This window comes from Leeuwenhoekiella obamensis (genome assembly GCF_055391795.1).
In genome coordinates, this window is record NZ_AP029251.1 from 652,821 (window position 1) to 675,861 (window position 23,041).

3 protein-coding genes are annotated in these 23,041 nt (G+C 42.8%); all 3 read left to right on the top strand.

Going from position 1 to position 23,041, the window contains the following annotated elements; genetic code table 11:
* Positions 1-58 precede the first annotated feature (58 nt).
* Genes ACZ5L8_RS02975 through ACZ5L8_RS02985 form a run of 3 tightly spaced genes read left to right on the top strand, consistent with a single transcriptional unit; the run spans position 59 to position 23,023 of the window.
* On the top strand, positions 59-580 hold the full coding sequence (locus ACZ5L8_RS02975; protein WP_464439645.1) for an Fn3-like domain-containing protein: 522 nt from the start codon (positions 59-61) through the stop codon (positions 578-580).
* A gap of 43 nt (positions 581-623) precedes the next feature.
* The gene (locus ACZ5L8_RS02980) at positions 624-22,037 is read left to right on the top strand and encodes a DUF7507 domain-containing protein (RefSeq protein ID WP_464439647.1); all 21,414 of its coding nucleotides are present in this window, start codon (positions 624-626) and stop codon (positions 22,035-22,037) included.
* Between the two features lie 41 nt (positions 22,038-22,078).
* The gene (locus tag ACZ5L8_RS02985) at positions 22,079-23,023 is read left to right on the top strand and encodes a PorP/SprF family type IX secretion system membrane protein (RefSeq protein WP_464439649.1); all 945 of its coding nucleotides are present in this window, start codon (positions 22,079-22,081) and stop codon (positions 23,021-23,023) included.
* Positions 23,024-23,041 lie beyond the last annotated feature (18 nt).

Consider the following 23,041-nt stretch of genomic DNA (forward strand, 5'->3'; position numbering starts at 1 on the left):
AGTATATCTTATAAATACGTCTTCTTAACTATTTAAAAGATAATGTCATATAATTTTTATGATGAAAGAATACTCAACTCAAAAACTAATTACCAATGCCATTAAGTCTATCATGAAGGCTTTGGTTGTATTTACTCTTTTTACAATCTCTACCTTAGCTTCTGCTCAAGACTGCACTGCTGAACTTAGCGTAGATAACGGTATCACTGTCGAAACTGTTACAAAGAAATTTGGAGCTACTTATTTTCTTACTCTTAAAAATACTGGGTCTAAGACTACTGTTTATAGCCTTTCGGCGAAAGCATTAAAAGAGTCCTGCGACCCTCATAACACAAGCGAAACCGCAAAAGCCGAAAATGTAACTTTGAAGCTTGATTTTCTAAATGAAAATGGTGGCGCTATTGAGACTATTGAACTTCAAGCAGGACAATATGCTAAAGTTACAGTGAAGGTGTCTGTTCCATCTGGAACCACAGAAGATCGCTGGAGCTGTATGGAGGTTTTGGCTACAGCCAAAGGTTGTGAAGTAGCAGCAAACCAGCTACTTCAAATGTATTATCCTCCACAAATTTTAGATTAACCGAAGTATTTATTTTTTACCGGTTACACTTAAATCCCAATTTATGAAACTATTTCTACAATTTTATAATATGCTGGTTAATCGTTTTTCCGCTAAGGGAGTTATAACTCTTTTAGCTGGAGTCTTGATGCTTTTTGCTACTCAAACTACTTTTGCGCAGAGTAATAAAGAAGTTACTGCTAAGAAGGTTGTTGTTGCTAGTGATTCGCAATGCAATCAATTTGATGTGTCTCTTGAGGTTACGGGTGTTCCACCTACTCAACCTGTGGAGGTTGTGCTAGTTATAGACAGATCTTTAAGTATGGTTTGGAGCGGTCAAGTTCCTAGTGCTTTAGATTATGTTAAACAAGGTGCGAAAGATTTTGTAGATAATTTATTCAATCCTGCAAATAACCCAACAGGAAGAAATAAAGTTGCTATTGTAAGCTACTCTAATGATGCGCGTACAGATATTAATCTTGTAGATAGTTCTCAGAAGCAGAATGTTATAAATGCTATCAATGCAATAACAGCGTATCAATATACCAATATTGAGCAGGGTTATGCTCGTGCACGTGGTATCTTACAAAGTCAGGGAAACTTTAGCTGTGAGACGGCACATAGCATTGTGCTAATGACAGATGGTGTGCCTACTGTAAGAGGAAGTGGCTCTAACGCAAATCGATGTGAAACTAACCCAACAACTAATGGTAATGCTTGTCAAGTAGCTGCGATCAATGCTGGGATGGCTGCTAAAGATATTAATGGTAATAAAATAAGTCTTTTTAATATTGGTGTTTTTGGTGATATAGCTTCTCAAGGAGAGCGTAATGTTGCTGAGCATACTTTAAGAGCTATTAATCCTGATGGTCTTTTTATAGAAGAGGATGCTACTGGTATTTCTCAAGTTTATAATCAGATTTTTGGAAAACTAACTGTTGCAGCGACACAGCGTAGTGACAATTACTTCGTAGTTGATAATGTTGCTTCTGGATTTCAAATAGTTCCTGGAAGTTTAAATGTTTCAAAAGGTAGTGTTGCTGTTTCTGGTTCTAAAATAAACTGGAATGTTGCAACTTTAAGTAAAGAAACAATAAAGCTAACTTATGCTCTAACTCCTGCTAGTGAGGCTTTTTGTGGTGCAAACAAAGCAATGGCTCAATATGAGTTGCACTATAAAGATGCAAGATGTGTTAATCAAGATAGAACTCTAGAGAGTAACACGCGTAATGTAAATGTGCCTTGTAAGCCAGAGATCACTCCTAGTCTAGCATGGGTAACTTGTGAGAATAAAGTGACTTATGATGTTGCTATTAATAATAATGGTAATCCACTAACTAATAACTATTCTTGGAAGTTTTTCTATAATGGTAATCAAGTAGGAACTTCAAACAACAAATCAGGAGAATTTCAATTTAACTATACTGCTGGTGGTGATTTTAGAGCTGAAGTAACTTATAATGGAACTTATGGTAATAATGGAACGTGTTCTATTCCTACTCAATCTAAAACTGTAAATATTCCTGCACCTTTAGCTATTTCGGCGACAGCCACAGATGAATCACGATTTGATGCAACTGATGGAACTGCAAAAGCTACTGCTTCTGGAGGTGTTGGCCCTTATACATATTCTTGGAATGGTGGTGCATACTCAGGTGCTGATCTTGCTAACCTTGATTCTGGTGAATATACTGTAACTGCTACAGATAAGAATGGTTGTGTGATCACAACTAAGGTTACTGTTTCTTATGTTAACCACTTACCTGTGGCTAGTAATGATGATGCGACTGTAAGTAAGAATACTGCGATCAACGTAGATGTAATTGCAAATGATAATTTTGGAAATGACGGAGCGTCAAACAGTCCTATTGTAATTTCTCAAAATGCTTCTAATGGAAACGCCGTAGTTCAAGATAATGGCACTGCGACTCCTACTGACGATACAATTCTATATATTCCTAATCCAACTTTCACAGGTGTAGATTATATAAAATACAAAATTACTGATGGTAACGGTGATGTTAGTGAAGCTACTCTAGCTGTAACAGTTTCAGATGTTTTTGTTGTGCCTCCTGGCGAAAGAGGTTGCGATTGTGCTCCTCTTTATGAGCAGCCTCAATTTAAGAATCCAACTTTAATTTCTGGAAGCAATCTTAATGTTGGTGCGATTTATCGTTTCTCTAATGTTTTTGCAGACAGTCCTGCGCCTATTGATGCTTTGGTTAAAATTGTAAGTTTTAACAATGGCGCTTCTCTTCTTAATATAGATGTGACTGGTCAAGGAATTGAAAATGCATTCCAACCTCAGATTAACAGTACAAATAATGGAGATCAAAGTGTTGAGTTTGAAATAACATTTGTTACTGGTGGAGGTACTTATGGTGATGAAGAAATTATTTCTTTCTTTGGAACTCCTTATGATATTGATGGTGATAGTGTTTCAACTCGTGAATATGCTGAGTTGAGTTTGCCAGATGCATATTATCAATCTGCAAATACGCTTATTAATATTCAGCAGAAATCTTCTTCTATTCGTGGTACTGCTGTAAATGCATCCACTGCACCTAACGGAGATATTTCTACAGACCCTAGATATACATATAGTAATTACTGGGAAGGAAAATCTTCCTTAAGATATATTATAGGTAAAGATCAAGGAAATAATGATCGTTACTATTCATTGACTTTTGCAAACGCAAATTATAATGATCCTGATTCTCATATAATTACTGCTCCTGTAATTTGTGGTAACGTAAGTGATGATGAAGGTAATGGTCTTGCGGGTGTGTCAATTTCAATAAGTGGAAGTGACGGTTCATCATCTACACTTCAAACAGATGCAAATGGTAACTATCGTTATGTTACTGCAATACCATCTGCGTTTGTAGATGTTACATACAATATTTCTGAGGCTGATCCTTCAGGGTATAAATCTGTTAGCGATGTTGAAGGTGATCTTTATGATAACCTTATTACTAGAGTTGTAAACTTAAGATCATCATGTTCTAATAATTTTGTTGATGGAATTCCTCCTTCTTATACTATTAGTAGTGTAGAAGTTTATGAAGGTGAAAATGCTGTTTTTGAAGTTAAATTGTCAGAGGTAAGTTGGAGAGATACTGAGATCGTTCTTACAACTGCAAATGGAACTGCTATTGCAGGTGATGATTATAATAGCCTAACTCAGACAATCACTATTCCTCAAGGAAGCACAAGTGCATTTGTAACTGTTACTACACTAGAGGATATTTATACTGAAGGTTCTGAGAATTTTACACTTAATGGAACTATTACTACAGACAATATTGCAAATGTAAATGCAACGGGTACTGGTACTATTTTAGATGATCAAGGAGCAGGCCCAGAATTAGCTATCGTAGGACAAACTGTAGAAGAAGGACAAATAGTAGAATTCACAGTAAGCTTGAGCAATCCAAGTTATGAAGCGATCACTGTTTCATTGAACACTGCAGAAGGTACTGCTTTAGATCCAGAAGATTACGAAGGCTACACAGGTGGTGATATCACTTTCGCTCCAGGCGAAACCGAGAAAAAGATCCAGATCCAGACCAAAGATGATGCTATTTATGAAGTACCAGAAAACTTCACATTAAATGGAACAGTAGTGTCAGGCACTGTATCAAAAGACACAGCGAGTGGCACCGGAATTATCACCGACAATGATGGTAGCGGCCCAGAATTAGCTATCGTAGGACAAACTGTAGAAGAAGGACAAATAGTAGAATTCACAGTAAGCTTGAGCAATCCAAGTTACGAAGCGATCACTGTTTCATTGAACACTGCAGAAGGTACTGCTTTAGATCCAGAAGATTACGAAGGCTACACAGGTGGTGATATCACTTTCGCTCCAGGCGAAACCGAGAAAAAGATCCAGATCCAGACAGAAGATGATACTATTTATGAAGTGCCAGAAAACTTCACATTGAATGGAACAGTAGTATCAGGCACTGTATCAAAAGACACAGCGAGCGGCACCGGAATTATTACAGACAATGATGGTAGCGGCCCAGAATTAGCTATCGTAGGACAAACTGTAGAAGAAGGACAAATAGTAGAATTCACAGTAAGCTTAAGCAATCCAAGTTACGAAGCGATCACTGTTTCATTGAACACTGCAGAAGGTACTGCTTTAGATCCAGAAGATTACGAAGGCTACACAGGTGGTGATATCACTTTCGCTCCAGGCGAAACCGAGAAAAAGATCCTTATCAAAACAGAGGATGATACTATTTACGAAGTACCAGAAAACTTCACGTTAAATGGAACAGTAGTATCAGGCACTGTATCAAAAGACACAGCGAGTGGCACCGGAATTATTACAGATAATGATGGTAGTGGCCCAGAATTAGCTATCGTAGGACAGACTGTAGAAGAAGGACAAATAGTAGAATTCACAGTAAGCTTGAGCAATCCAAGTTACGAAGCGATCACTGTTGAACTAAACACAGCAGAAGGTACCGCTTTAGATCCAGAAGATTACGAAGGGTACACAGGTGGGGATATCATTTTCGCTCCAGGCGAAACCGAGAAAAAGATCCTTATCAAAACAGAGGATGATACTATTTACGAAGTACCAGAAAACTTCACATTGAATGGAACAGTAGTATCAGGCACTGTATCAAAAGACACAGCGAGCGGCACCGGAATTATTACAGATAATGACGGTAGTGGCCCAGAATTAGCTATTGTTGGACAAACTGTAGAAGAAGGACAAATAGTAGAATTCACAGTAAGCTTGAGCAATCCAAGTTATGAAGCGATCACTGTTAAACTAAACACTGCAGAAGGTACTGCTTTAGATCCAGAAGATTACGCAGGCTACACTGGTGGTGATATCATTTTCGCTCCAGGCGAAACAGAGAAAAAGATCCAGATCCAGACCAAAGATGATGCTATTTATGAAGTACCAGAAAACTTCACATTAAATGGAACAGTAGTATCAGGCACTGTATCAAAAGACACAGCGAGCGGCACCGGAATTATTACAGATAATGATGGTAGTGGCCCAGAATTAAAGATCGTAGGACAAACTGTAGAAGAAGGACAAATAGTAGAATTCACAGTAAGCTTAAGCAATCCAAGTTATGAAGCGATCACTGTTTCATTGAACACCGCAGAAGGTACTGCTTTAGATCCAGAAGATTACGAAGGCTACACAGGTGGGGATATCACTTTCGCTCCAGGCGAAACCGAGAAAAAGATCCTTATCAAAACAAAAGATGATGCTATTTATGAAGTACCAGAAAACTTCACATTAAATGGAACAGTAGTATCAGGCACTGTATCAAAAGACACAGCGAGCGGCACCGGAATTATTACAGATAATGATGGTAGCGGCCCAGAATTAGCTATTGTAGGACAAACTGTAGAAGAAGGACAAATAGTAGAATTCACAGTAAGCTTGAGCAATCCAAGTTATGAAGCGATCACTGTTAAACTAAACACTGCAGAAGGTACTGCTTTAGATCCAGAAGATTACGAAGGGTACACTGGTGGTGATATCATTTTCGCTCCAGGCGAAACAGAGAAAAAGATCCAGATCCAGACAGAAGATGATGCTATTTATGAAGTACCAGAAAACTTCACGTTAAATGGAACAGTAGTATCAGGCACTGTATCAAAAGACACAGCGAGCGGCACCGGAATTATTACAGATAATGATGGTAGCGGCCCAGAATTAGCTATTGTTGGACAAACCGTAGTAGAAGGAGAATTCGTAGAATTCACAGTAAGCTTGAGCAATCCAAGTTACGAAGCGATCACTGTTGAACTAAACACTGCAGAAGGTACTGCTTTAGATCCAGAAGATTATGCAGGCTACACAGGTGGGGATATCACTTTCGCTCCAGGCGAAACCGAGAAAAAGATCCAGATCCAGACAGAAGATGATGCTATTTATGAAGTACCAGAAAACTTCACATTAAATGGAACAGTAGTATCAGGCACTGTATCAAAAGACACAGCGAGTGGCACCGGAATTATTACAGATAATGATGGTAGTGGCCCAGAATTAAAGATCGTAGGACAAACTGTAGAAGAAGGACAAATAGTAGAATTCACAGTAAGCTTAAGCAATCCAAGTTATGAAGCGATCACTGTTTCATTGAACACCGCAGAAGGTACTGCTTTAGATCCAGAAGATTACGAAGGCTACACAGGTGGGGATATCACTTTCGCTCCAGGCGAAACCGAGAAAAAGATCCTTATCAAAACAAAAGATGATGCTATTTATGAAGTACCAGAAAACTTCACATTAAATGGAACAGTAGTATCAGGCACTGTATCAAAAGACACAGCGAGCGGCACCGGAATTATTACAGATAATGATGGTAGTGGCCCAGAATTAAAGATCGTAGGACAAACTGTAGAAGAAGGAGAATTCGTAGAATTCACAGTAAGCTTAAGTAATCCAAGTTACGAAGCGATCACTGTTGAACTAAACACTGCAGAAGGTACCGCTCTAGATCCAGAAGATTACGCAGGCTACACTGGTGGTGATATCATTTTCGCTCCAGGCGAAACAGAGAAAAAGATCCAGATCCAGACCAAAGATGATGCTATTTATGAAGTACCAGAAAACTTCACATTGAATGGAACAGTAGTATCAGGCACTGTATCAAAAGACACAGCGAGCGGCACCGGAATTATTACAGATAATGATGGTAGCGGCCCAGAATTAGCTATTGTTGGACAAACCGTAGTAGAAGGAGAATTCGTAGAATTCACAGTAAGCTTAAGTAATCCAAGTTACGAAGCGATCACTGTTGAACTAAACACTGCAGAAGGTACTGCTTTAGATCCAGAAGATTATGCAGGCTACACAGGTGGGGATATCATTTTCGCTCCAGGCGAAACCGAGAAAAAGATCCTTATCAAAACAGAGGATGATACTATTTACGAAGTACCAGAAAACTTCACGTTAAATGGAACAGTAGTATCAGGCACTGTATCAAAAGACACAGCGAGTGGCACCGGAATTATTACAGATAATGACGGTAGTGGCCCAGCTTTAACGATCGTAGGAGAGACGGTTAATGAAGGTGAAAATGTTGAGTTTACAGTGAGTCTAAGTAACCCTAGTTATGAAGTTATTACAGTTCGTGTTTCAACTCAAGATGATTCAGCTGTTATGACTGAAGATTACGAGGCGAAAAATGAAGTTGTAACCTTTAATCCTGGTGAGACTGTAATTAAATTTATAGTTCCTACTGCAAATGATGATATTCCAGAGCCAACAGAGGAATTTATCTTGAATGGAGTAGTAGAATCAGGTTCTACATCAAATACTAATGCAAGTGGTATTGGAACGATCATCGATGAAGATGGGGCAATTGGGCTAATCAAGACGGGATTATTTAATGATGTTAATTCTGATGGGTATGCACAAGCAGGGGAAACAATAACTTATTCTTTCTCAGTGACAAACACTGGAAGTGTTGTTATCACTGGAACTGTAATTGACGATGCACGAATTGGCGTATCAGGATTAGCGATCACTCCAGCGAGCCTAGCTCCAGGAGAGGTTGGAACTGCAAGTGCAGAATACATTCTAACCCAAGCGGATATTGACGCAGGTTTTGTAACGAACCAAGCGTTAGCAACAGGTCAAGATCCAGAAGGTAAAGATGTAACGGATACTTCAGATGACAATAGCGTACTAGAAGATGATGATACGACTACAGACCTTCCAAAAGACGGAGCGATCGGTCTTATCAAAGAAGGAACGTTCAACGATACCAATGCAGACGGATATGCGCAGGTAGGTGAAACGATCACATACTCATTCTCTGTAACCAACACCGGAAACGTAACGATCACCGGAACAGTAATTGACGATGCACGAATCGGCGTATCAGGATTAGCGATCACTCCAGCGAGCCTAGCTCCAGGAGAGGTTGGTACCGCTTCCGCGGAATACATTCTAACGCAAGCGGATATTGACGCAGGTTTTGTAACGAACCAAGCCTTAGCAACAGGTCAAGATCCAGAAGGTAAAGATGTAACGGATACTTCAGATGACAATAGCGTACTAGAAGATGATGATACTACGACAGACCTTCCAAAAGATGGGGCAATTGGTCTTATCAAAGAAGGAACGTTCAACGATACCAATGCAGACGGATATGCACAGGTAGGTGAGACGATCACATACTCATTCTCTGTAACCAACACAGGTAACGTAACGATCACCGGAACTGTAATTGACGATGCACGAATCGGCGTATCAGGATTAGCGATCACTCCAGCGAGCCTAGCTCCAGGAGAGGTTGGTACTGCAACAGCAGAATACATTCTAACGCAAGCGGATATTGACGCAGGTTTTGTAACGAACCAAGCGTTAGCAACGGGTCAAGATCCAGAAGGCAAGGATGTAACGGATACTTCGGATGACAATAGCGTACTAGAAGATGATGATACGACGACAGACCTTCCAAAAGACGGAGCGATCGGTCTTATCAAAGAAGGAACGTTCAATGATACCAATGCAGACGGATATGCACAGGTAGGTGAGACGATCACATACTCATTCTCTGTAACCAACACCGGTAACGTAACGATCACTGGAACTGTAATCGATGATGCACGAATCGGCGTATCAGGATTAGCGATCACTCCAGCGAGCCTAGCTCCAGGAGAGGTTGGTACCGCTTCCGCGGAATACATTCTAACGCAAGCGGATATTGATGCAGGTTTTGTAACCAACCAAGCATTAGCAACGGGTCAAGATCCAGAAGGCAAGGATGTAACCGATACTTCGGATGACAATAGCGTACTAGAAGATGATGATACTACGACAGACCTTCCAAAAGACGGTGCGATCGGTCTTATCAAAGAAGGAACGTTCAACGATACCAATGCAGACGGATATGCACAGGTAGGCGAGACCATTACGTATAACTTCAGTGTAACGAATACTGGAAACGTAACGATCACCGGAACTGTGATCGATGATGCAAGAATCGGCGTATCAGGATTAGCGATCACTCCAGCGAGCCTAGCTCCGGGAGAGGTTGGTACCGCTTCCGCGGAATACATTCTAACGCAAGCGGATATTGATGCAGGTTTTGTAACCAACCAAGCATTAGCAACGGGTCAAGATCCAGAAGGCAAGGATGTAACCGATACTTCGGATGACAATAGCGTACTAGAAGATGATGATACTACGACAGACCTTCCAAAAGACGGTGCGATCGGTCTTATCAAAGAAGGAACGTTCAACGATACCAATGCAGACGGATATGCACAGGTAGGCGAGACCATTACGTATAACTTCAGTGTAACGAATACTGGAAACGTAACGATCACCGGAACTGTGATCGATGATGCAAGAATCGGCGTATCAGGATTAGCGATCACTCCAGCGAGCCTAGCTCCGGGAGAGGTAGGAACTGCAAGTGCAGAATACATTCTAACCCAAGCAGATATTGATGCAGGCTTTGTAACGAACCAAGCGTTAGCAACGGGTCAAGATCCAGAAGGCAAGGATGTAACGGATACTTCGGATGACAATAGCGTACTAGAAGATGATGATACGACGACAGACCTTCCAAAAGACGGAGCGATCGGTCTTATCAAAGAAGGAACGTTCAATGATACCAATGCAGACGGATATGCACAGGTAGGTGAGACGATCACATACTCATTCTCTGTAACCAACACCGGTAACGTAACGATCACTGGAACTGTAATCGATGATGCACGAATCGGCGTATCAGGATTAGCGATCACTCCAGCGAGCCTAGCTCCAGGAGAGGTTGGTACCGCTTCCGCGGAATACATTCTAACGCAAGCGGATATTGATGCAGGTTTTGTAACCAACCAAGCATTAGCAACGGGTCAAGATCCAGAAGGCAAGGATGTAACCGATACTTCGGATGACAATAGCGTACTAGAAGATGATGATACTACGACAGACCTTCCAAAAGACGGTGCGATCGGTCTTATCAAAGAAGGAACGTTCAACGATACCAATGCAGACGGATATGCACAGGTAGGCGAGACCATTACGTATAACTTCAGTGTAACGAATACTGGAAACGTAACGATCACCGGAACTGTGATCGATGATGCAAGAATCGGCGTATCAGGATTAGCGATCACTCCAGCGAGCCTAGCTCCGGGAGAGGTAGGAACTGCAAGTGCAGAATACATTCTAACCCAAGCAGATATTGATGCAGGCTTTGTAACGAACCAAGCGTTAGCAACAGGTCAAGATCCAGAAGGTAAGGATGTAACGGATACTTCAGATGACAATAGCGTACTAGAAGATGATGATACGACTACAGACCTTCCAAAAGACGGAGCTATCGGTCTTATCAAAGAAGGAACGTTCAATGATACCAATGCAGACGGATATGCACAGGTAGGAGAGACGATCACATACTCATTCTCTGTAACCAACACCGGTAACGTAACGATCACCGGAACTGTAATTGACGATGCACGAATCGGCGTATCAGGATTAGCGATCACTCCAGCGAGCCTAGCTCCAGGAGAGGTTGGTACTGCAACAGCAGAATACATTCTAACGCAAGCGGATATTGACGCAGGTTTTGTAACGAACCAAGCGTTAGCAACTGGTCAAGATCCAGAAGGTAAGGATGTAACGGATACTTCAGATGACAATAGCGTACTAGAAGATGATGATACGACTACAGACCTTCCAAAAGACGGAGCTATCGGTCTTATCAAAGAAGGAACGTTCAATGATACCAATGCAGACGGATATGCGCAGGTAGGCGAGACCATTACGTATAACTTCAGTGTAACGAATACTGGAAACGTAACGATCACCGGAACTGTAATTGACGATGCACGAATCGGCGTATCAGGATTAGCGATCACTCCAGCGAGCCTAGCTCCAGGAGAGGTAGGAACTGCAAGTGCAGAATACATTCTAACCCAAGCAGATATTGATGCAGGCTTTGTAACGAACCAAGCGTTAGCAACAGGTCAAGATCCAGAAGGGAAAGATGTAACAGATACTTCAGATGACAATAGCGTACTAGAAGATGATGATACTACGACAGACCTTCCAAAAGACGGTGCGATCGGTCTTATCAAAGAAGGAACGTTCAACGATACCAATGCAGACGGATATGCACAGGTAGGCGAGACCATTACGTATAACTTCAGTGTAACGAATACTGGAAACGTAACGATCACCGGAACTGTGATCGATGATGCACGAATCGGCGTATCAGGATTAGCGATCACTCCAGCGAGCCTAGCTCCGGGAGAGGTAGGAACTGCAAGTGCAGAATACATTCTAACCCAAGCAGATATTGATGCAGGCTTTGTAACGAACCAAGCGTTAGCAACAGGTCAAGATCCAGAAGGGAAAGATGTAACAGATACTTCAGATGACAATAGCGTACTAGAAGATGATGATACGACGACAGACCTTCCAAAAGACGGAGCGATCGGTCTTATCAAAGAAGGAACGTTCAACGATACCAATGCAGACGGATATGCACAGGTAGGCGAGACCATTACGTATAATTTCAGTGTAACGAATACTGGAAACGTAACGATCACCGGAACTGTAATTGACGATGCACGAATCGGCGTATCAGGATTAGCGATCACTCCAGCGAGCCTAGCTCCAGGAGAGGTTGGTACCGCTTCCGCGGAATACATTCTAACGCAAGCGGATATTGATGCAGGTTTTGTAACCAACCAAGCATTAGCAACGGGTCAAGATCCAGAAGGCAAGGATGTAACCGATACTTCGGATGACAATAGCGTACTAGAAGATGATTATACTACGACAGACCTTCCAAAAGACGGTGCGATCGGTCTTATCAAAGAAGGAACGTTCAACGATACCAATGCAGACGGATATGCACAGGTAGGAGAGACCATTACGTATAACTTCAGTGTAACGAATACTGGAAACGTAACGATCACCGGAACTGTGATCGACGATGCACGAATCGGCGTATCAGGATTAGCGATCACTCCAGCGAGCCTAGCTCCAGGAGAGGTTGGTACCGCTTCCGCGGAATACATTCTAACGCAAGCGGATATTGACGCAGGTTTTGTAACGAACCAAGCGTTAGCAACTGGTCAAGATCCAGAAGGTAAGGATGTAACGGATACTTCAGATGACAATAGCGTACTAGAAGATGATGATACGACTACAGACCTTCCAAAAGACGGAGCTATCGGTCTTATCAAAGAAGGAACGTTCAATGATACCAATGCAGACGGATATGCGCAGGTAGGCGAGACCATTACGTATAACTTCAGTGTAACGAATACTGGAAACGTAACGATCACCGGAACTGTAATTGACGATGCACGAATCGGCGTATCAGGATTAGCGATCACTCCAGCGAGCCTAGCTCCAGGAGAGGTAGGAACTGCAAGTGCAGAATACATTCTAACCCAAGCAGATATTGATGCAGGCTTTGTAACGAACCAAGCGTTAGCAACAGGTCAAGATCCAGAAGGGAAAGATGTAACAGATACTTCAGATGACAATAGCGTACTAGAAGATGATGATACTACGACAGACCTTCCAAAAGACGGTGCGATCGGTCTTATCAAAGAAGGAACGTTCAACGATACCAATGCAGACGGATATGCACAGGTAGGCGAGACCATTACGTATAACTTCAGTGTAACGAATACTGGAAACGTAACGATCACCGGAACTGTGATCGATGATGCACGAATCGGCGTATCAGGATTAGCGATCACTCCAGCGAGCCTAGCTCCGGGAGAGGTAGGAACTGCAAGTGCAGAATACATTCTAACCCAAGCAGATATTGATGCAGGCTTTGTAACGAACCAAGCGTTAGCAACAGGTCAAGATCCAGAAGGGAAAGATGTAACAGATACTTCAGATGACAATAGCGTACTAGAAGATGATGATACGACGACAGACCTTCCAAAAGACGGAGCGATCGGTCTTATCAAAGAAGGAACGTTCAACGATACCAATGCAGACGGATATGCACAGGTAGGCGAGACCATTACGTATAATTTCAGTGTAACGAATACTGGAAACGTAACGATCACCGGAACTGTAATTGACGATGCAAGAATCGGCGTATCAGGATTAGCGATCACTCCAGCGAGCCTAGCTCCAGGAGAGGTTGGTACCGCTTCCGCGGAATACATTCTAACGCAAGCGGATATTGATGCAGGTTTTGTAACCAACCAAGCATTAGCAACGGGTCAAGATCCAGAAGGCAAGGATGTAACCGATACTTCGGATGACAATAGCGTACTAGAAGATGATGATACTACGACAGACCTTCCAAAAGACGGTGCGATCGGTCTTATCAAAGAAGGAACGTTCAACGATACCAATGCAGACGGATATGCACAGGTAGGAGAGACCATTACGTATAACTTCAGTGTAACGAATACTGGAAACGTAACGATCACCGGAACTGTGATCGACGATGCACGAATCGGCGTATCAGGATTAGCGATCACTCCAGCGAGCCTAGCTCCAGGAGAGGTTGGTACCGCTTCCGCGGAATACATTCTAACGCAAGCGGATATTGACGCAGGTTTTGTAACGAACCAAGCGTTGGCAACAGGTCAAGATCCAGAAGGTAAGGATGTAACGGATACTTCGGATGACAATAGCGTACTAGAAGATGATGATACTACGACAGACCTTCCAAAAGACGGTGCGATCGGTCTTATCAAAGAAGGAACGTTCAACGATACCAATGCAGACGGATATGCACAGGTAGGTGAAACGATCACATACTCATTCTCTGTAACGAACACCGGAAACGTAACGATCACTGGAACTGTGATCGATGATGCAAGAATCGGCGTATCAGGATTAGCGATCACTCCAGCGAGCCTAGCTCCAGGAGAGGTTGGTACCGCTTCCGCGGAATACATTCTAACGCAAGCAGATATCGACGCAGGTTTTGTAACGAACCAAGCGTTAGCAACAGGTCAAGATCCAGAAGGCAAGGATGTAACGGATACTTCGGATGACAATAGCGTACTAGAAGATGATGATACTACGACAGACCTTCCAAAAGACGGAGCTATCGGTCTTATCAAAGAAGGAACGTTCAATGATACCAATGCAGACGGATATGCACAGGTAGGAGAGACGATCACATACTCATTCTCTGTAACCAACACCGGTAACGTAACGATCACCGGAACTGTAATCGACGATGCACGAATCGGCGTATTAGGATTAGCGATCACTCCAGCGAGCCTAGCTCCAGGAGAGGTTGGTACCGCTTCCGCGGAATACATTCTAACGCAAGCAGATATCGACGCAGGTTTTGTAACCAACCAAGCATTAGCAACGGGTCAAGATCCAGAAGGCAAGGATGTAACGGATACTTCGGATGACAATAGCGTACTAGAAGATGATGATACGACGACAGACCTTCCAAAAGACGGAGCGATCGGTCTTATCAAAGAAGGAACGTTCAATGATACCAATGCAGACGGATATGCACAGGTAGGTGAGACGATCACATACTCATTCTCTGTAACCAACACCGGTAACGTAACGATCACTGGAACTGTAATCGATGATGCACGAATCGGCGTATCAGGATTAGCGATCACTCCAGCGAGCCTAGCTCCAGGAGAGGTTGGTACCGCTTCCGCGGAATACATTCTAACGCAAGCGGATATTGATGCAGGTTTTGTAACCAACCAAGCATTAGCAACGGGTCAAGATCCAGAAGGCAAGGATGTAACCGATACTTCGGATGACAATAGCGTACTAGAAGATGATGATACTACGACAGACCTTCCAAAAGACGGTGCGATCGGTCTTATCAAAGAAGGAACGTTCAACGATACCAATGCAGACGGATATGCACAGGTAGGCGAGACCATTACGTATAACTTCAGTGTAACGAATACTGGAAACGTAACGATCACCGGAACTGTGATCGATGATGCAAGAATCGGCGTATCAGGATTAGCGATCACTCCAGCGAGCCTAGCTCCGGGAGAGGTAGGAACTGCAAGTGCAGAATACATTCTAACCCAAGCGGATATTGACGCAGGTTTTGTAACGAACCAAGCGTTAGCAACTGGTCAAGATCCAGAAGGTAAGGATGTAACGGATACTTCAGATGACAATAGCGTACTAGAAGATGATTATACTACGACAGACCTTCCAAAAGACGGTGCGATCGGTCTTATCAAAGAAGGAACGTTCAACGATACCAATGCAGACGGATATGCACAGGTAGGTGAAACGATCACATACTCATTCTCTGTAACGAACACCGGAAACGTAACGATCACTGGAACTGTGATCGATGATGCAAGAATCGGCGTATCAGGATTAGCGATCACTCCAGCGAGCCTAGCTCCAGGAGAGGTTGGTACCGCTTCCGCGGAATACATTCTAACGCAAGCAGATATCGACGCAGGTTTTGTAACGAACCAAGCGTTAGCAACAGGTCAAGATCCAGAAGGCAAGGATGTAACGGATACTTCGGATGACAATAGCGTACTAGAAGATGATGATACTACGACAGACCTTCCAAAAGACGGAGCTATCGGTCTTATCAAAGAAGGAACGTTCAATGATACCAATGCAGACGGATATGCACAGGTAGGAGAGACGATCACATACTCATTCTCTGTAACCAACACCGGTAACGTAACGATCACCGGAACTGTAATCGACGATGCACGAATCGGCGTATTAGGATTAGCGATCACTCCAGCGAGCCTAGCTCCAGGAGAGGTTGGTACCGCTTCCGCGGAATACATTCTAACGCAAGCAGATATCGACGCAGGTTTTGTAACCAACCAAGCATTAGCAACGGGTCAAGATCCAGAAGGCAAGGATGTAACGGATACTTCGGATGACAATAGCGTACTAGAAGATGATGATACGACGACAGACCTTCCAAAAGACGGAGCGATCGGTCTTATCAAAGAAGGAACGTTCAATGATACCAATGCAGACGGATATGCACAGGTAGGTGAGACGATCACATACTCATTCTCTGTAACCAACACCGGTAACGTAACGATCACTGGAACTGTAATCGATGATGCACGAATCGGCGTATCAGGATTAGCGATCACTCCAGCGAGCCTAGCTCCAGGAGAGGTTGGTACCGCTTCCGCGGAATACATTCTAACGCAAGCGGATATTGATGCAGGTTTTGTAACCAACCAAGCATTAGCAACGGGTCAAGATCCAGAAGGCAAGGATGTAACCGATACTTCGGATGACAATAGCGTACTAGAAGATGATGATACTACGACAGACCTTCCAAAAGACGGTGCGATCGGTCTTATCAAAGAAGGAACGTTCAACGATACCAATGCAGACGGATATGCACAGGTAGGCGAGACCATTACGTATAACTTCAGTGTAACGAATACTGGAAACGTAACGATCACCGGAACTGTGATCGATGATGCAAGAATCGGCGTATCAGGATTAGCGATCACTCCAGCGAGCCTAGCTCCGGGAGAGGTAGGAACTGCAAGTGCAGAATACATTCTAACCCAAGCGGATATTGACGCAGGTTTTGTAACGAACCAAGCGTTAGCAACTGGTCAAGATCCAGAAGGTAAGGATGTAACGGATACTTCAGATGACAATAGCGTACTAGAAGATGATTATACTACGACAGACCTTCCAAAAGACGGAGCGATCGGTCTTATCAAAGAAGGAACGTTCAACGATACCAATGCAGACGGATATGCGCAGGTAGGTGAAACGATCACATACTCATTCTCTGTAACCAACACCGGAAACGTAACGATCACCGGAACAGTAATTGACGATGCACGAATCGGCGTATCAGGATTAGCGATCACTCCAGCGAGCCTAGCTCCAGGAGAGGTTGGTACCGCTTCCGCGGAATACATTCTAACGCAAGCGGATATCGACGCAGGTTTTGTAACGAACCAAGCGTTGGCTACAGGTCAAGATCCAGAAGGAGAAGATGTAACGGATACTTCAGATGATAACAGTAACCTAGAAGATGACGACACAGTAACCGATCTTCCAAACGAAGGAGTTATTGGTCTAGTTAAGACAGGCGTATTTGGAGATGCAAACGGAGATGGACTAGCACAACCTGGAGAAACGATCACGTATACCTTTACAGTGACCAACACAGGTAATGTTACCATTACTGGAACTGTAATTGATGATGCAAGAATCGGTGTAGCAGATCTAGCGATCACTCCAGCGAGCTTAGCTCCGGGAGAGATAGGAACTGCAACAGCAGAATATGTAATCACTCAGGCTGATATCGACGCAGGTTTTGTAACGAACCAAGCGTTGGCAACAGGTCAAGATCCAGAAGGTAAGGATGTAACGGATACTTCGGATGACAATAGCGTACTAGAAGATGATGATACTACGACAGACCTTCCAAAAGACGGTGCGATCGGTCTTATCAAAGAAGGAACGTTCAACGATACCAATGCAGACGGATATGCACAGGTAGGTGAAACGATCACATACTCATTCTCTGTAACGAACACCGGAAACGTAACGATCACTGGAACTGTGATCGATGATGCACGAATCGGCGTATCAGGATTAGCGATCACTCCAGCGAGCCTAGCTCCGGGAGAGGTAGGAACTGCAAGTGCAGAATATGTGATCACTCAGGCTGATATCGACGCAGGCTTCGTATCCAACCAAGCGTTGGCTACAGGTCAAGATCCAGAAGGAGAAGATGTAACGGATACTTCAGATGATAACAGTAACCTAGAAGATGACGACACAGTAACCGATCTTCCAAACGAAGGAGTTATTGGTCTAGTTAAGACAGGCGTATTTGGAGATGCAAACGGAGATGGACTAGCACAACCTGGAGAAACGATCACGTATACCTTTACAGTGACCAACACAGGTAATGTTACCATTACTGGAACTGTAATTGATGATGCAAGAATCGGTGTAGCAGATCTAGCGATCACTCCAGCGAGCTTAGCTCCGGGAGAGATAGGAACTGCAACAGCAGAATATGTAATCACTCAGGCTGATATCGACGCAGGCTTCGTATCCAACCAGGCATTAGCAACTGGTCAAGATCCAGAAGGAGAAGATGTAACAGATACTTCAGATGATAACAGTAACCTAGAAGATGACGACACAGTAACCGATCTTCCAAACGAAGGAGTTATTGGTCTAGTTAAGACAGGCGTATTTGGAGATGCAAACGGAGATGGATTAGCACAACCTGGTGAAACGATCACATATACCTTTACAGTGACAAACACAGGTAATGTAACCATTACTGGAACTGTGATCGATGATGCAAGAATCGGTGTAGCAGATCTAGCGATCACTCCAGCGAGCTTGGCTCCGGGAGAGGTTGGTACCGCAACTGCAGAATATGTAATCACTCAGGCTGACATCGACGCAGGCTTCGTATCTAACCAAGCGTTAGCTACGGGTCAAGATCCAGAAGGAGAAGATGTAACTGATACTTCAGATGATAACAGTAACCTAGAAGACGATGACACGGTAACCGATCTTCCAAACGAAGGAGTAATTGGTCTAGTTAAGACAGGTGTATTTGGAGATACAAATGGAGATGGATTAGCACAACCTGGCGAAACGATCACGTATACCTTTACAGTGACAAACACAGGAAATGTAACCATTACTGGAACTGTGATCGATGATGCACGAATCGGCGTATCAGGATTAGCGATCACTCCAGCGAGCTTAGCTCCAGGAGAGGTTGGTACTGCAACAGCAGAATATGTGATCACTCAGGAGGATCTGGATGCAGGTTTTGTAACTAACCAAGCATTAGCTACCGGTCAAGATCCAGAAGGAGAAGATGTAACTGATACTTCAGATGATAACAGTAACCTAGAAGACGATGACACGGTAACCGATCTTCCAAACGAAGGAGTAATTGGTCTAGTTAAGACAGGTGTATTTGGAGATACAAATGGAGATGGATTAGCACAACCTGGCGAAACGATCACGTATACCTTTACAGTGACAAACACAGGAAATGTAACCATTACTGGAACTGTGATCGATGATGCACGAATCGGCGTATCAGGATTAGCGATCACTCCAGCGAGCCTAGCTCCGGGAGAGGTAGGAACTGCAAGTGCAGAATATGTGATCACTCAGGCTGATATCGACGCAGGCTTCGTATCCAACCAAGCGTTGGCTACAGGTCAAGATCCAGAAGGAGAAGATGTAACGGATACTTCAGATGATAACAGTAACCTAGAAGATGACGACACAGTAACCGATCTTCCAAACGAAGGAGTTATTGGTCTAGTTAAGACAGGCGTATTTGGAGATGCAAACGGAGATGGACTAGCACAACCTGGAGAAACGATCACGTATACCTTTACAGTGACCAACACAGGTAATGTTACCATTACTGGAACTGTAATTGATGATGCAAGAATCGGTGTAGCAGATCTAGCGATCACTCCAGCGAGCTTAGCTCCGGGAGAGATAGGAACTGCAACAGCAGAATATGTAATCACTCAGGCTGATATCGACGCAGGCTTCGTATCCAACCAGGCATTAGCAACTGGTCAAGATCCAGAAGGAGAAGATGTAACAGATACTTCAGATGATAACAGTAACCTAGAAGATGACGACACAGTAACCGATCTTCCAAACGAAGGAGTTATTGGTCTAGTTAAGACAGGCGTATTTGGAGATGCAAACGGAGATGGATTAGCACAACCTGGTGAAACGATCACATATACCTTTACAGTGACAAACACAGGTAATGTAACCATTACTGGAACTGTGATCGATGATGCAAGAATCGGTGTAGCAGATCTAGCGATCACTCCAGCGAGCTTGGCTCCGGGAGAGGTTGGTACCGCAACTGCAGAATATGTAATCACTCAGGCTGACATCGACGCAGGCTTCGTATCTAACCAAGCGTTAGCTACGGGTCAAGATCCAGAAGGAGAAGATGTAACTGATACTTCAGATGATAACAGTAACCTAGAAGACGATGACACGGTAACCGATCTTCCAAACGAAGGAGTAATTGGTCTAGTTAAGACAGGTGTATTTGGAGATACAAATGGAGATGGATTAGCACAACCTGGCGAAACGATCACGTATACCTTTACAGTGACAAACACAGGAAATGTAACCATTACTGGAACTGTGATCGATGATGCACGAATCGGCGTATCAGGATTAGCGATCACTCCAGCGAGCTTAGCTCCAGGAGAGGTTGGTACTGCAACAGCAGAATATGTGATCACTCAGGAGGATCTGGATGCAGGTTTTGTAACTAACCAAGCATTAGCTACCGGTCAAGATCCACAAGGAGAAGACGTAACGGATACTTCAGACGATAATAGTGATCTAGAGGATGACGAAACTGTAACCGAACTTCCTATTAAAGGAACTATCAGTTTGATCAAGACATCTATATTTAATGACGAAAGCGCTGATGGATACGCGCAACCAGGTGAAACAATTACGTATAACTTTGTTGTAACAAATACTGGTAACGTGACAGTTTCTAATATCACTGTAGATGATGATGTTCTAGGAGTTACTGATCTAGCAATTGAGCCAGGAACGTTATTACCAGGCGAATCTGGTGTAGCAACTGCGACTTATGTAGTTACTCAGGATGATATCAATGCAGGCTTTGTGATCAACACGGCATTAGCAACTGGTCAGGATCCTGCAGGTGAAGATGTAACTGATGTATCAGATAACGGAGAGGAAACAGTGGATGATGATGGTGATGGCGATCCTACTAATGATCCAACGGTAACAGATGTTACTGGTTATGCAGAATTGACTTTACTTAAGTCTGGTGTTTGGAATGATGAAGATGGCGATGGATTACCAGAAGAAGGAGAGTCTATTTCTTATACCTTTACTGTAACTAACATTGGTGAAGTAAACCTTTATGATATAGTGATAGAAGATCCTTTAGTTGCCGTTATGGGTGGGCCAATTGATCTAGCTCCAGGTGAATCTGATAGCACAACATTTACTGCGACGTATTATATCACAGAAGATGATCTTATCAATGCTAAGGTTACAAACCAAGCACTTGTAAGTGGTGTTAATGAAGCTGGAGATATATTTGATGATCTTTCAGATGACCCTAATGATCCTACAGATGCAGATGTAGAGAATGATGATGAGCCAGATGATGTAACTGTAGTAGAATTACAAGGTGTTGCAAATATCGAGGATATCATAATCCACAACATCATGACGCCTAACGGTGATGGTCTAAACGACATCTTCATGATAGAGAATATCGAGAACTTCCCTAATAACGTAGTTAAAATATTCAACAGATGGGGTGTAGAAGTTTACAGTACTAAATCTTACGATCCTACTGGTGACAATGTCTTTAGAGGATTCTCAGACGGTAGAGCAACTGTAAGAAGAGGTGAAAAATTACCAACAGGTACTTATTACTATCTTGTAAGTTATGAGAGAAGTGCTGGTGAAGTAAGAGAATTATCAGGATTCTTATACATTAATTAAAAGTGAAAATGATGAATAAGCATATAAATGGTCGTCATACAATGAAAAATAAAATAGCAACCATATTCCTGACTTTGATTCTTGGCCTGCTCGCATACGATGGTATGGCACAACAAGACCCTCAGTATACACAGTATATGTATAATCCCCTTGTGATTAACCCAGCTTATGCTGGTAACAGGGGGGTAACATCTATCATTGGCTTACATAGAAGTCAATGGGTAGGTCTTGAAGGTGCTCCTAGAACTCAAAACATAACCGTACATAGCCCAATAGGTCTTAGTAAAGTTGGTCTTGGTTTTAGTATCGTTAATGATGCGCTAGGCCCTGCGAGAGAGACATACTTCAACGCAGACTTTAGCTATACTTTAGAGACTAGTTTAGAAGGTAGATTGAGCTTTGGTCTTAAAGGAACACTTAACTTATTAGATGTAGACTTTAGTAGAACAAACCCATTTAATCCAGGTGATCCTTATATTCAAAATATAGATAATAAGCTTTCGCCAAATGTAGGTGTAGGTATTTTCTATCACGGTTCTCATTTTTATGGAGGAATTTCAGCGCCACATATTTTAACCACAGATCATTTTGATAGAAGTGGTACGCAAAGTGCTGAAAGTTTTGTTTCAGAAGAGAGAATTCATTATTATGGTTTAGCTGGATACGTTTTTGATCTTAATAGAAATCTTAAGTTTAAGCCATCTACTATGGTAAAAATGGTAGCGGGAGCTCCATTACAAGTAGATGTAAATGCTAACTTTATGTTTTATGACAAGCTAACCTTAGGAGCTTCATATAGATGGAGTGCTGCCTTAAGTGGTCTTGCAGCTTTTCAGGTTTCTGACGGACTGTTAATAGGTTTTGCCTATGACAGAGAAACTACAGACCTTGGTAATGCCACGTATAATAATGGTACTTATGAGGTTTTCATGAGGTTTGAATTATTTAAAGAATATGACAGGATGTTGACTCCTAGATTCTTCTAGCCCCTAAATTTTCATTTT

What these genes read in the sequence shown, in the direction of transcription:
- ACZ5L8_RS02975 (WP_464439645.1), top strand. Translation starts at nt 59, where the DNA reads ATGATGAAAGAATACTCAACTCAAAAACTAATTACCAATGCCATTAAG.
- ACZ5L8_RS02980 (WP_464439647.1), top strand. Translation starts at nt 624, where the DNA reads ATGAAACTATTTCTACAATTTTATAATATGCTGGTTAATCGTTTTTCC.
- ACZ5L8_RS02985 (WP_464439649.1), top strand. Translation starts at nt 22,079, where the DNA reads ATGAAAAATAAAATAGCAACCATATTCCTGACTTTGATTCTTGGCCTG.